Genomic DNA, 13,920 nt, shown 5'->3' with positions numbered 1-13,920 from the left:
GTGATGAAATTGAAGCTAGCCAACATCAACAAGCAATTGGGCGGTACGCGTATTCTGCGCGACGTCAGCCTGGAGATCGCTGCAGGTGAGTTCGTTGTGTTCGTTGGCCCGTCGGGCTGCGGAAAGTCGACGCTGCTGCGCTTGATCGCCGGCCTGGATTCGATCTGTGCTGGCGACCTGCTGATCGACGGACGACGGGTCAATGACCTGGAACCACGCGAGCGTGGTGTCGGTATGGTCTTTCAGTCCTACGCCCTGTACCCGCACATGAGCGTCTACGACAACATCAGTTTTGGCCTCAAGCTGGCCAAGACGGAAAAAAGCAGCCTGCGCGAACGCGTGCTGAAAACCGCGCAGATCCTGCAACTGGACAAACTGCTGCAGCGCAAGCCCCGGGAATTGTCCGGCGGGCAACGCCAGCGTGTGGCCATGGGCCGAGCCATGGCGCGGGAACCGGACATCCTGTTGTTCGATGAACCGCTCTCCAACCTGGACGCCTCGTTGCGGGTTCAGATGCGCAACGAAATCGCCCGGCTCCACAAGCGGCTGGGCTCGACGATGATCTACGTCACCCACGATCAGGTCGAGGCGATGACCCTGGCGGACAAGATTGTTGTGCTCAACGGCGGTCAGGTCGAACAGGTCGGCTCACCACGCGAACTCTACGAGCGCCCTGCCAGCCTTTTCGTCGCCGGTTTTCTGGGCTCGCCGAGAATGAATTTTCTGCCCGTGAGCTTGCAGGCACCGGGTCGCAGTAGTCTGATCGATATCCCGGCACTGGGCATGAAATCCCTGCCCTTCGACAGCTCGAATCTGACCGAGGATGCGCAACTGACCCTGGGTGTTCGCCCGGAGCACATCACCCTTAATGCTGCGAACAACGGCGTTGGCGTCACGGTGACCGGTATCGAATACCTGGGCAGCGAGGTCTATGTGCACCTGGCTACCGGGGCGAGCGAGCCCTTGATTTGTCGCTGCGATGCCAAGGCCGGCTGGCAGGTGGGCGACCAGGTCGCGCTGCAATTCGACGACAGCAACCTGCACCTGTTCGACGCCGATGGCCTGGCGTTGAAGCGTCATGCAGACGCCAGTCACCACCTGACACCCGGCACCACACCGCACCTCGTACAAGCAGGCACCCTATGAGTTTTTCTGCAAACGCCATGAGCAACCCGATGTCTCCCGCCCTCGAGCGCGCGCACCATGCGCTGGAAGAGGGCCTGTCGCAGCTCGTCCACGATTATCGCCCCGGTTATCACCTGGCCCCGCCGGCAGGCTGGATGAACGACCCCAACGGGGTGGTGTTCTTTCGCGGCGAATATCATGTGTTCTATCAGCACCACCCGTTCGACGCGAAATGGGGCCCGATGTACTGGGGCCATGCGAAGAGTGCCGATCTGGTCCATTGGCAGCACCTGCCCATTGCCCTGGCACCCGGTGATGACTTCGACCGGGACGGTTGTTTTTCCGGAAGTGCAGTGGTGTGTGGCGATACCCTGGCGCTGATCTACACCGGGCACACATGGCTGGGTGACGTGGGCGATGAGCGTTTTATCCGTCAGGTACAGTGCCTGGCCACCAGTACCGACGGCATCAGCTTCAGCAAACACGGCGCCGTCATCGACACCCCGCCGCAAGACGAGATGATTCATTTCCGTGACCCGAAGGTCTGGCGACAGGATGGTCACTGGTACCTGATTGCCGGCGCACGCCTGGGTGACAAACCGCTGCTGCCTATCTATCGATCCAAGGAGCTGCACGCGTGGGAATTCGTCAGCTATGTGTCCACAGGCGCCGAAGGCGACGGCTATATGTGGGAATGCCCGGACCTGTTTGGCCTCAATGGACGCGACATACTGCTTTACTCCCCCCAGGGCATGCCGGCACAGCGCTACGAGCGACTGAACCGGTTCCACACCGGCTATCGAGTGGGCCAGGTCGACAGTCAATGGCAATTCACCGGCGGGCCTTTTATCGAGCTAGACAGCGGCCACGATTTCTATGCGGCGCAGACGCTGGTGGCTGCCGATGGCAGACGTCTGCTGTGGGCGTGGGTCGACATGTGGGAGAGCCCGACCCCAACCGAAGCGCATCACTGGCGCGGCATGCTCGGCCTGCCGCGAGAACTTGAAGTGCGCGAAAATCGCCTCTGCGTACAACCCGCACGCGAGCTGACAGCGTTGCGCAACGAGTCACTGCCAGGCACTCCTTGGTGGAGCGAAGCCGGTAGCCAGTGGCTGACCGACATACACGGCGACATGCTCGAAATCCACGTGCATCTGGACCTGCTCGACTGTACCGAAGGTCACCTGGGCGTGGCATTGCGTTGCAGTCAGGATGGCCAGGAACAGACTCTGCTTTACTACGACGCGTCGCTGAAACGTTTGGTACTCGACCGTACTCAATCGGGTACCCACGTCAGCGGTCAGCGCAGCGTAGCGATAGATCCACAACAGAATCAGCTTGAACTGCGGATCTTCCTTGATCGCTCATCCATTGAGGTGTTCGAGCAAAACGGCAGTTTCAGCTTCAGCAGCCGCCTTTATCCACAGACCGACAGCCTGGGGGTGAAGCTTATTGCCAATGGAACCGGAGGCCGAGTCTGCATTGCCGACGCATGGCAACTCTCCTCGGGATACCTGTCGGTAAATCATTGAAGTCGCGAAAAAAATCAGGTCTCTGTAGCATGATAATCATCAGTCAACCCGACAGGCCCCGCCTCGCATGACCTCAGTTAAAGACGTTGCAAAACTGGCAGGTGTGTCTCTGATGACGGTATCTCGGGCGCTCAATGATCCGGGAAAACTGAGCCCCGAGACGTATCAGCGAGTACGCAACGCGATCGATGAGCTTCAATTCGTACCCAGCCTGTCGGCTCGCAGGATTCGCGGCGACAATCTGCAGACACGAACCATCGGCGTATTCGCCCTGGACACCGCAACGACGCCGTTCGCGGTCGAGCTGCTGCTGTCCATTGAACAGACCGCGCAGCAGGCAGGCTGGAACGTCTTTATCCTCAACCTGCTAAGCAACCCGCCCACCGACCAGAACATCGACCTGATGCTCTCGCACCGCCCCGACGGGTTGATCTTCAGTGCCATGGGCTTACGCAAAGTGAATATCCCCCAGCGCTTGAAGAGCAAACCGCTGGTGCTCGCCAACTGCGTAGCCGATGACAGCAGCCTGGTCAGTTATGTGCCGGACGACGAAACCGGTCAGTACCGTGCCTTGCACCACGCGTTCAGCAAGGGCTATCGACGCCCGCTGTTTATCAACCTGCCAAAACAGAGCCTGGCCTGGGAAATCCGCCAGGCGGGTATGCAGCGTGCCTGCGAGGCATTCGGTCTGGCTGGCGACGAACTCTTGCAATACAACCTGTCCGAGCATGACGCCTATTGGGAAACCGCCGCCATCCTTGCCCGGCACATGGTGGATGGCCGTCCGCAGTTCGACATTCTGATCTGCGGCAATGACCGCATTGCCTTTTGTGCCTACCAGTTGCTGCTGGGCCAAGGCCTGAAAATCCCTGGCGATGTCGCCGTGTTGGGTTATGACAACATGATCGGCATCGCCGAGTTGTTCATCCCTGCGCTGACCACGGTGCAACTGCCGTATTACGAGATCGGTCGCAACGCCGCCCGGCACCTGATCGACAGCCTTGACGTGTCAGGCTCTCAGCCGGTGGATTGCCCGCTGGTGGTCAGAGAATCTTTATGATTGAAGGGTGGGCGTCCGGCCACCCTAACAGTTTAGCTTTTTCCTTATTTTTCAAGCTTCTGCTGACGAATAGCTCAAATTAAGAAAGCTGTAGTCATCCCTCACTTATATAAACTCTCGCCCCAAAATAGCGCACTAAAAAATCAAGAATACAAAAAGGCGCACAACTAATAAATCAACTAACCTCCCCACCCTCAAGTAAAACCCTTAGTCGCCGATAGTTCTAAAACCGTAAAAATAAATTCTACAAGGAGGTCAGTGGCAATGAGAAACCTGAAAGTATCTGCACGCGCAGCACTCAGCTTTATGTTTATTGCGCTCCTATTGGTCGCCTTGGGGGGGATTTCAGTATGGAAAATGGGAGACATTCGCGAGACCGCCAGAGACCTTGAAGACGACGCATTGGCCAGCGTGGTGGTTGCCGACCGGATCAATGCCTCAATGTTGCGCCTGAGACTGGAAGTCCGCCGAATGCTGTCCCAGACGGATCCGCAAGACATGGCCACGACGACCAGTACGATAGCCACGCTTAGCGAGGAATTAAAGAAACAAATCAAGCTCTATGTTCCTTTTGTTTCGGGCGAAAATGCGAACCCAAAAGAAGTGCAACTGTTTACGGTCGTCTCTGAGAACACTGACACAATGCTGGTTGCATTTGACGAAGTCACCTCACTTATTCGGCGACATACGCCGACTGAAGCGCTGGCCTATCTAAGCTCCAATGTGACCCCTGTGACCCGTGTTCTTGACGGCGCCGTGACCGGACTTGTTCAACTTAACATTGACGAGGCCGCGAATTCAGGAAAAGACTCCGAGGCGTCGTACCAAAGTGGTTTGACGTTTGTGATTTTTATTATTGCAGCCGCGACGCTGGCAACGATTGTGCTGGCCGTGCTGTTTACCAAAAGTATCGTCACACCGCTGCGCAATATGCTGCGGGTCAACGACACCATCGCCAAGGGTGATCTGCGCAGCGTGATTACTGTCACGGGCAAAGACGAATTTTCCGATCTGATGCGTTCTACCCAAGTGATGCAAAACAATCTGCGCGATACGATCAGGCTGATTGGCGATTCATCCACTCAACTGGCGTCCGCCGCCGAGGAAATGAATGCGGTCACCGAGGAGTCGAGCAGAGGTTTGCTGCGCCAGAATAACGAAATCGATCAGGCAGCTACCGCCGTCAACCAGATGACCGCTGCGGTTGATGAGGTCGCGCGTAATGCTGCCGCTGCCTCGGATGCAGCCAAAGCCTCTGATCAATCAACCCGCACCGGCGCAGCACGGGTCACCAGCACGGTCGACGCCATCGAGAAACTGAGCAAGACCGTCCAGAGCACCAGTGTCGATGTAGAGCGTCTGGCCGTGCAGTCCAAGGACATCAGCAAGGTATTGGAAGTCATTCGTACGATTGCGGAGCAAACCAATCTCCTGGCCCTGAACGCGGCCATCGAAGCGGCCCGGGCAGGTGAGCAGGGACGCGGTTTTGCAGTAGTGGCGGATGAAGTCAGAGCGCTGGCACATCGCACTCAGACCTCGACTCAGGAAATCGAGAAAATGATTGGCGACATCCTCACGGGCACTGCACAGGCCACCAAGGCCATGAGCGAAAGTTGCGATCAGGCCGATGGCACACTCACCATCGCTCATGAAGCAGGAGCAGCGCTGACCCTGATCGCGAAAGCGATCAATGAAATCAACGAAATGAACCTGATGATTGCAACCGCATCGGAGCAACAGGCGCAAGTCGCCCGCTCGGTCGACGGCAACCTGATGAGTATCCGCGATCTTTCCATTCAGAGTGCAACGGGGGCCAATCAGACAGCGGCGGCCAGTTCCGAGCTCTCAGTGCTTGCTGCAGACATGAACAAGCTGGTGGCGAGGTTTTCGCTTTAAAGGGTTTCTACTGCTTCAGGTCGGAATGCTGTGGATACTGATTCCACAGCATTCAGGGCAAATCAATTGCCTACATGACTCGTCAGAGGAGCGCACAACCGCTCCTCTGAGCCTGGAGCTTAATACGTGTCAGTCAGCACTGCCGGTCAGCAGTGTTCTTGTCGCCGCAGTAACATCCTCTTTACGCATCAGGCTTTCGCCGACCAGAAAGGTAGTAATGCCGGACTTCTTGAGTCGCAGACAATCGTTATGGTTGCCGATGCCACTTTCACCGACCAGCAGCTTGCCTGCGGGCACCATGGATGCCAGTCGCTCGCTTGTGCCGAGGTCTACTTCGAAGGTATGCAGGTTACGGTTATTGACACCGAGCAGCGGGGAGGACAGTTTGAGCGCACGCTCCATTTCATGTTCGTCATGCACTTCTACCAGGACGTCCATCCCCAGCGTCATGGCCGCACTTTCAAGTTCGGCAGCCAGGTCATCACTCAATGAGGCCATGATCAGCAATATGCAGTCCGCGCCCCAGGCACGTGCCTCATACACCTGATACGTATCAAACATGAAGTCTTTTCGTAACACAGGAAGGGCGCAAGCGTTTCGCGCATCGATGAGAAACTGCGGCGAGCCCTGGAAGCTTGGCGTGTCGGTCAGAACGGATAAACAGGCGGCGCCACCGGTTTCATAAGCCTTCGCCAGCTCGGGCGGGTTGAAGTCTTCGCGAATCAGGCCTTTTGATGGACTTGCTTTTTTGATTTCTGCAATTAAGCCTATCAGGCCCTGCTGCTCTTTTGCTTTCAGTGCTTTATAAAAACCGCGTGGGCTGGACTGTTCGAGGGCACGCTGTTCAAGGCGGCTGAATGGCAAGTCAGCTTTCGCCGCCTCTATTTCTTGAAGTTTGTAATGTTTTATTTTGTTTAGAATATCACTCATGACAGTCACTCATATTAGCGGGCAGTTTATTACGTTAATCCCTGTGGTGCTTGACGCAAGAACGCTCATCCTTGCCCTCTGGCAACATTTAAACCAGACTACCTTCACTGACCGACAAATAATAATTAAATTTAATTTATCAATCTTTAAATATCACACATCCTAAATATATCATAATGACTTATGATGTAAACCCAGAGAATAGGCTCTTCGATAACGTATTCCTTCATTGAAGCCAGGCGACCGGGATGGCAAAATAATATCAACTTACCGTTGCCGCCTGGATATAGCGTGCTGTTTCAGAAATAAAGTTTCTAATAAACGTATCTTTGCGTGCTCGTTGATTACACCACTGGCGGCTTAGAGCAGCGACGGGGCCGACAGCATCCTGGCGATCTTGCGCTCGCTATGGCGGGCTACCGAAGGGCAAACGTTTCCAACTGACGATGCGAGGTGACAGGTGTCTCAAGAACAGTTCATACAGATGCTCGATGAAAGCTACCGACATTGGACCGGCCACGGACTGCCGTCCCCTCGGCAACTGGACTCGCAACAACGCCTCACCTGGCTGCATACACAAGCTCCCTATAGCCTGTTGGCCCACGATGGCGCCACGGACCCGCGCTTTACCTACGTGAACGAATGCGCGCTGCAATGCTTCAAGTACCCGCGCGACAGTTTCATCGGCATGCCCTCACGTTTCAGCGCCTCGGAGCTCGATCGTGCTCAGCGTCAGGTATTGCTGGAGCAAGTCACCGCCAACGGCATCGCTGAGGGCTACAGCGGCTGGCGAGTGGATGCGAATAATCAACCGTTCATGATCTACGCAGGTGTGGTGTGGACCTTATTGAATTCGCAAGGCCAGGCGTGCGGGCAAGCCGCGTTGTTCTGGCCGGATGAGCAGCGTATCGGCGTTGTGGATTAAGGTTTTTCGGAATGGTTGTCTGCTCATGCTCGAGCAGACAACCTGACCAACCACCTTGTCCAGAAGCATCACCCCACGCTCCATCCTGCCGATTCGATGACGCAGAAGTCCTCGCTTCCCAGTGCAAATCTATCCCCCGTCAAACGTCCGATCACCTCAAGCTGGTCGTTTCATTCATGGCTGCGCCCGTGCTCTGGAATCAACTGACTTTGTACACGCCTGAAGCACCGCGCCTCCAATCAAAGCGCTGTCTCGCACCGTTTATCCGGGTCGATTGCGCAGCTGTGGTCGAACTCTTGTTGAACTCCGGCCAAACTCGACCTTCCCCGAAAGTGCTTCTTTCCAGACTTTCCGGATGCGGGTAAAAAGACACCACGATATGCGATTTGCGCCTCAGGGCAGCCATCGGATACGGGCTTTTTAACAGCGCCAACCGATACATTGCGATCCACCCCAAACCCCGCCTCGGCGGGGTTTTTCATTGGGCGAAATACAAGGAGACCCGTGCAAATGTTGAAAGACTACCGATGCGGACAGTGCAAGAAGCTGCTGGCTCGCATGGGTGACTACACCGAACTCCAAATCAAGTGCCCCCGCTGCGGGACGCTGAATCATGTGAAGGCCGCGAGCCTCGAGTTATCGCCTTTGAGCGAAAGAGGTACAGCAGCGTCGCTGCTGCCTCCCAAAGCTATTTAAAGGTATCAATTATGTCCAATAGCAGCTCTGCTGTAATCCAGCACAAAAATAGTCCTCTCGTAGGTAACATCAAATACGCCCCCACTGTCTGGTCCCGCGCCGATGCGCTGAAGGTCAATGAAAATGACCCGACCACCACGCAGCCACTGGTCAGTGCGGACTTCCCGGTCATGAGTGATACGGTATTCATCTGGGACACCATGCCGCTGCGCGAGCTGGATGGCACGGTGGTTTCGGTCAACGGCTGGTCGGTCATCCTGACCCTGACGGCTGACCGTCACCCCAATGATCCGCAATACCTCGACGCCAATGGCCGTTATGACATCAAGCGTGACTGGGAAGATCGTCATGGCCGCGCACGCATGTGCTACTGGTACTCGCGTACCGGCAAGGACTGGATCTTTGGTGGTCGCGTAATGGCCGAGGGTGTATCGCCCACCACGCGAGAGTGGGCGGGCACCCCGATATTGTTGAATGACAAAGGCGATATTGATCTTTATTACACCTGCGTCACGCCCGGCGCAGCGATCGCCAAAGTACGTGGCCGTATTGTGACGTCCGATCAGGGCGTGGAGTTGAAAGACTTTACTCAGGTCAAAAAACTGTTCGAGGCCGACGGCACCTATTATCAAACCGAAGCGCAGAACTCGACCTGGAACTTTCGCGACCCCAGCCCGTTCATTGATCCCCATGACGGCAAGTTGTATATGGTGTTTGAAGGCAACGTCGCCGGTGAACGCGGTTCGCACACAGTAGGGAGTGTCGAACTGGGTCCTGTGCCACCAGGTCATGAAGACGTGGGAGGGGCCAGATTCCAGGTAGGTTGTATCGGCCTGGCGGTCGCAAAAGATCTCACTGGTGAAGAGTGGGAAATACTTCCGCCCTTGGTGACAGCCGTCGGCGTGAACGATCAGACCGAGCGCCCGCACTATGTCTTTCAGGACGGCAAGTATTACTTGTTCACCATCAGTCACAAGTTTACGTATGCCGATGGTATTACAGGACCAGACGGTGTCTACGGTTTTGTCGGCGAACATTTGTTCGGCCCGTACCGGCCAATGAACGCTTCCGGCCTGGTGCTCGGCAATCCGCCCGAGCAGCCTTTCCAGACGTATTCCCACTGCGTCATGCCGAACGGCCTGGTGACTTCATTCATCGACAGCGTGCCCACCGAAGGTGAGGATTATCGTATCGGCGGCACCGAGGCGCCGACGGTGAGAATCCTGTTGAAGGGGGATCGCTCGTTCGTGCAGGAAGAATATGACTACGGTTACATTCCTGCGATGAAAGACGTGCAACTGAGCTGACACGCCGTCCACGTACGATGCCTGAAGAACGCCTGTGCAAGCAGGCGTTCTTCAGGCGTTCAGCCCAGCAACTCGCTCATCGCGATAATCTGCTCGGCCATGGTTACCTACCAGCGTCTTGGAAGGTGTCGTACTCGTTAATGAATAGGCATTTCAAAATGCCCATGCATGGACAGCGTATTTCGTTTCCTCAGACCCCAGCACAAAGGAGAAGCCGCAATGGCGACCGCGAAGAAAAATCTCAAGGCGACTTGGGTCGCAACCGTTACGAATCTTGACTGGCCGTCAGTCTCATCTCTGGCCATCACTGATGAGGCTGCACGTGTCAATACACAGAAAGAAGAGTTGACCAGCATTCTTGATGACCTTGTGGCAATGAAAATGAATGCGGTTATATTCCAGGTTGTTCCCTGCGCAGATGCATTCTACGCATCAGACCTGCTTCCATGGTCGAAATACCTGACGGGAACCCTCGGGAAAAATCCCGGCTTCGACCCACTGGCTTATGCTGTTGAGCAGGCACACGCTCGTCATATTGAGCTGCACGCATGGGTGAACCCGTACCGCGTATCAATGAACACCAGTGATGCCACAATAGAAGAGTTGAATAACTCATCCTCTGACTCGCCGGCCAGTGTGTTTAAACTGCATCCTGAATGGACAGGAACATCAGCGAAGCGCTTTGTGCTCAATCCCGGCATACCTGAAGTTCAGGCGTGGGTGAGTCGTATTGTTGAAGAAATTGTCACTCGATACGATGTTGATGCCATTCAGTTCGATGATTACTTTTATTATGAATCCGCAGAGTCCCTGCTCAATGATGATGCGACCTACAAGACCTACAATACGACCTTTACCACAAAGGCCGACTGGCGACGGAATAACACGTATTCGCTGGTTGATGCATGCCAAAAAAAAATAGCCGCCGTTAACACGGATGTCTTGTTTGGTATCAGTCCGGCAGGCGTCTGGCGGAATAAATCTAACGACCCGCTGGGGTCTGATACGCAGGCCGGTGCGTCCAACTATGACTTCGCGTATGCAGACACGCGGAAATGGGTCATTGACGGCATCATTGATTATATTGCCCCGCAGGTCTACTGGCCGTTTGCCCGGGAGGTTGCCCGCTATGATGTCATCACACAGTGGTGGGCGGATACCGTCAGGGGTACCGGCACAGCGTTATATATTGGTATGGCTCTGTATAAAGTGGGAACGGCATCAGCAGCCGAGCCCGACTGGACGGTTGAGGGAGGCGTGCCTGAAATGACCCGTCAGCTTGACCTGAATGATTCTCTGGCTGAGGTGTCCGGGTGCATGTTTTTTCGACATATATTTCTGCGGGCCTCACAGACTCAGCAGGTGGTTGACTACCTGAAGCGTCGCTGGGCCGACGTCTAATTTTTTGTTGGGCTTCTGCGCAATGGGGAAGCCCTTGTAATAAGGCTTTTTTAAAATGGATTTCGCCCGCTCAATACAAGCAATATTGGCTCAACCGTTCGTTGAAATCGTCCTCAAGTTTCCATTCTTGAGAGATGCGCAACGGATGTCATGGTGAATTTTCCTGGCGGCTGGATATAGACGTAGCTCCACGACTAGACGCTCCATGAAGATTATTTATTTTTCCACGTGGTAGACACCGGATTTGTGACGGTATTTTTTTCCTGGGTATAAGTGCCGTTCTGCTGGGCAAGGGCCTCGCCGGTATCAACAATCGCGTTCTGGATGAATATGTTTTGCTTGTCTCCACGAACGAACGTTAACTGATGAAAGGCCGTTTTATTCCCCCAGTCGCTAGAAGGCAGAGAAATGAAACGCACCGTGAACGTTTCCTCATCTACATTGCCCTCTATGGAGTAAACGCCATAGTGGTTTTCACCCTGCGAAATCAGTTTGTAGGTGCCGTTATCGTAGTAATAAATTTCGGCATCGGGGAACGGTTTTTTGTCGTACATTTTACGGTAATGCAGCACTTGCTTAATGGTGGGCTGGCCGAAGCTAACCGTCAGTTCTTTACCATCCACCGAGGTGGTCAGTCCTTCGGCGTGAGCACCGTTCATGAGCATTAGCAGACTTGTGGTTACCGTTGTGATTAATTTCACTTCACTTTTCCTCGTCTGATTCTATGGATGACGTTGCGTCAACGTACTGAGACTGTTACCTACGTTGGCAATGTTACAATTTTCGGGTATGTACTGCATACCATTTATGAACTAGCCAGCCTGCGGCTGCCAAATGCCCATCGCGTAGCATCAGGAAACCGCGTGGTCCATCAGAGCTACCACAGAGCTGCGCTTTAATATGACAACTGCAATACATCATAAAGCCCACCTATCCTCATTGCTCACTTCGCTGAGAATGAATGTATGCGACATATAGGCCCCGAAATGCTGGAACTGGCCGGATGGGTCGGCAGGTCAGGCTAATCAACTGCATTAGAGCTTTGTAGACTTACTCAATCTGCCATTATCGGCCGATGTATAGCGCTGCCGAAGGACACCTTTTCTGTTGGACTCAAAGCGGGTGCTCTTGAGTCCTGATCTTCAACCCTGATACAGCTGGGCGAAAATGGTCGGGGTAACCTGAAGGGTAAACAGCGGCAGACTGTGCCGGTGATACTCAGCCAGGCAGAACAAGAAGAGTACAATCAAATCACGCGCAGCGACCAGCACCGATTCGCAAGACTGGGCGCACTGCGTCAACCCTTGGCTGAAGACACCGTCGACCAGCAGCTGTGGCAGATGCTCATGGACAATCGCGCTTTGGCCAGCGATCCCATTGATCCAGAGGCGGAGGCGTCGAGCAAAAAGGCTCTTGCCGAAACTATCTACGTGTTAACAAAATTGAACAAAGCGACAAAAATAGGTGCCTGGCTGCGGAACCTCAAAAAAAAGACTGTCGTTCTTTATAACAACCAAGGAGGCTGACTTTGCCAGCCTTCATCGTCATCCGGTTTAGCGATCACCTATTAGCCGGCGTGGAGCCTTGATCAGGAGGGTTGTCGCGACGGCACTCCTCCCACTCCCTGCTTCCCAATGCCTCAGCGAATAACCTGAATCAATCGTAAGCGCTCCATAAACCCCACTTGGCTAAACTTGGCTGAAGATGGGGTTTATGGAGCGCTTACCCATATTTCGCATCAGGCGGCGGCTGAGCGTGGTCTCACCTGAAAATGCACCCAACAAAAAAGGCGTCCCGAAGGACGCCTTTTTTGTTGGACTCAAAACCACTGTTCTTGAGTCCTGATCTTCAACCCTGATACAGCTGGGCGAAAATGGTCGGGGTAAGGGGATTCGAACTCCTGACATCCTGCTCCCAAAGCAGGCGCGCTACCGGACTGCGCTATACCCCGATGATGCTAAAAAACACCTCCGAGGAGGCGTTTTCTATTTGGGTGACGCTTGTGGCGTCACTCCCTAAGATCCAGCCAGATACAAACTGACTAAAAATGGTGGGTCGTGTGGGATTCGAACCTACGACCAATTGGTTAAAAGCCAATTGGTCGTAACGCTGAGGCAGGACCCCGCTTGAGATCGTTCAGTATCCCAAACCGCAGTCTCTAATGTCCCCATTAGAGGCTTTAAATCATGTACATAACCTCGCTTTTGTCCACCAAAGGTGGTGTCGGTAAAACCACTTTGGCTGCCAACATCGGCGGCTTCTGCGCCGACGCCGGCTTGAGGGTCCTCCTCATCGACATGGACCCTGTACAGCCTTCACTGTCCTCCTATTACCCAATGGCACAGGAAGTCAGCGGCGGCATATTCGACCTCATCGCACATAACCTGACTGATCCAGAGCGAATCATATCGAGGACAAGCATCCCGAACCTGTCCTTGATCTTGTCGAACGACCCCAACAACCAGTTGATTAGCCTCCTGCTTCAGGCTGCGGATGGTCGTCTGCGATTGGCTTCTCTGCTGAAAGCTTTCGAGGGTCAATTCGACCTGATTCTCATTGACACCCAAGGCGCACGAAGCGTCATGTTGGAGATGGTGGTTTTAGCGTCAGATCTTGCTGTATCCCCGTTGCCACCAAACATGCTCAGCGCCCGCGAGTTTAACCGTGGGACGTTGCAAATGCTTGATGGACTGCGTCCTTACTCGAGGCTTGGCCTGCACGTCCCTCCAATCAAGGTTGTAGTCAACTGCCTCGACCAGACCGTCGACGCTCGCGGGATTCATGACGCCATCAGAAAGACCTTCGCGGACAACATGGAAGTCGATGTCCTCAACAGCACAGTTCCTGCTTCAGTAATTTTCCGCGAGGGATCTACAGCAGGCATGTCGGCACATCGGCTCGAATACAAAAAACCTTCCAATCGACGCGCGCCGAGCGCGCTTCAGGTCATTCGAGAGCTTGTGGTTGAGCTTTTTCCGCAGTGGACCGACCGTTTCGAGGTGATGACTGAATCCGCCGTAGAGGCCCTGGTAAAAGGGGGTCAATGAG

Annotated in this window: 11 protein-coding genes, 1 tRNA gene and 1 pseudogene; 10 read left to right on the top strand and 3 right to left on the bottom strand. The window is 54.5% G+C overall.

All coding sequences use genetic code 11. The features are described from left to right. The 4 genes from V476_RS15490 to V476_RS15475 all read left to right on the top strand — a co-directional run bounded on the left by V476_RS15490 (window position 1) and on the right by V476_RS15475 (window position 5,613). Complete coding sequence (locus tag V476_RS15490; protein ID WP_024960597.1) at window positions 1-1,146, top strand: ABC transporter ATP-binding protein; 1,146 nt, start codon at window positions 1-3, stop codon at window positions 1,144-1,146. Further along, window positions 1,143-2,657 carry a glycoside hydrolase family 32 protein gene (locus V476_RS15485; protein WP_024960596.1) on the top strand — a complete coding sequence of 505 codons (1,515 nt, stop codon included), beginning with the start codon at window positions 1,143-1,145 and terminating at the stop codon, window positions 2,655-2,657. Before V476_RS15490 ends, V476_RS15485 begins: the two co-directional genes overlap by 4 nt. Before the next feature lie 67 nt (window positions 2,658-2,724). Next, window positions 2,725-3,717 (top strand): LacI family DNA-binding transcriptional regulator, encoded by a 993-nt coding sequence (locus V476_RS15480; RefSeq protein ID WP_024960595.1) that lies wholly within the window; start codon window positions 2,725-2,727, stop codon window positions 3,715-3,717. A 264-nt stretch (window positions 3,718-3,981) separates the two neighbouring features. Next, window positions 3,982-5,613, top strand: coding sequence for a methyl-accepting chemotaxis protein (locus V476_RS15475; protein ID WP_024960594.1), 1,632 nt, complete (start codon window positions 3,982-3,984; stop codon window positions 5,611-5,613). Between the two features lie 129 nt (window positions 5,614-5,742). On the opposite strand, the gene trpC is transcribed toward V476_RS15475, so the two are convergent. Next, a complete protein-coding gene (gene trpC / locus V476_RS15470) occupies window positions 5,743-6,543 on the bottom strand; it encodes an indole-3-glycerol phosphate synthase TrpC (protein WP_003317813.1) in 801 nt (266 codons plus the stop codon). Between the two features lie 484 nt (window positions 6,544-7,027). On the opposite strand from trpC, the gene V476_RS15465 reads away from it, so the two are divergent. The 4 genes from V476_RS15465 (at window position 7,028) to V476_RS15450 (ending at window position 10,872) form a co-directional block, all read left to right on the top strand. Then, a complete protein-coding gene (locus V476_RS15465) occupies window positions 7,028-7,468 on the top strand; it encodes an MEKHLA domain-containing protein (RefSeq protein WP_003347002.1) in 441 nt (146 codons plus the stop codon). 510 nt (window positions 7,469-7,978) lie between these two features. Further along, a complete protein-coding gene (locus V476_RS15460) occupies window positions 7,979-8,164 on the top strand; it encodes a Com family DNA-binding transcriptional regulator (protein WP_003317600.1) in 186 nt (61 codons plus the stop codon). A gap of 11 nt (window positions 8,165-8,175) precedes the next feature. Then, on the top strand, window positions 8,176-9,471 hold the full coding sequence (locus V476_RS15455; RefSeq protein WP_016567139.1) for a glycoside hydrolase family 68 protein: 1,296 nt from the start codon (window positions 8,176-8,178) through the stop codon (window positions 9,469-9,471). Between the two features lie 219 nt (window positions 9,472-9,690). Beyond that, a complete protein-coding gene (locus V476_RS15450; protein WP_024960593.1) occupies window positions 9,691-10,872 on the top strand; it encodes a glycoside hydrolase family 10-like protein in 1,182 nt (393 codons plus the stop codon). 212 nt (window positions 10,873-11,084) lie between these two features. On the opposite strand, the gene V476_RS15445 is transcribed toward V476_RS15450, so the two are convergent. After that, window positions 11,085-11,537: a hypothetical protein gene (locus V476_RS15445; protein WP_003348905.1), complete on the bottom strand. Its 453-nt coding sequence runs from the start codon at window positions 11,535-11,537 to the stop codon at window positions 11,085-11,087. A gap of 513 nt (window positions 11,538-12,050) precedes the next feature. Between V476_RS15445 and V476_RS15440 the strand changes: the two are divergent. After that, window positions 12,051-12,398, top strand: a pseudogene (locus V476_RS15440) (hypothetical protein); the annotation flags it as partial. A 348-nt stretch (window positions 12,399-12,746) separates the two neighbouring features. On the opposite strand, the gene V476_RS15435 reads toward V476_RS15440, so the two are convergent. Further along, a tRNA-Pro gene (locus V476_RS15435) sits at window positions 12,747-12,823 on the bottom strand. A 235-nt stretch (window positions 12,824-13,058) separates the two neighbouring features. Here V476_RS15435 and V476_RS15425 point away from each other — a divergent pair. Continuing rightward, the gene (locus V476_RS15425; protein WP_024960738.1) at window positions 13,059-13,919 is read left to right on the top strand and encodes a ParA family protein; all 861 of its coding nucleotides are present in this window, start codon (window positions 13,059-13,061) and stop codon (window positions 13,917-13,919) included. Window position 13,920 lies beyond the last annotated feature (1 nt).

Origin of the sequence: Pseudomonas syringae KCTC 12500 (assembly GCF_000507185.2) — a bacterium.
Lineage (GTDB): Bacteria > Pseudomonadota > Gammaproteobacteria > Pseudomonadales > Pseudomonadaceae > Aquipseudomonas > Aquipseudomonas syringae.
The sequence above is the reverse complement of the archived record's forward strand: the minus strand, read 5'-3'. Positions and strand labels throughout refer to the sequence as shown.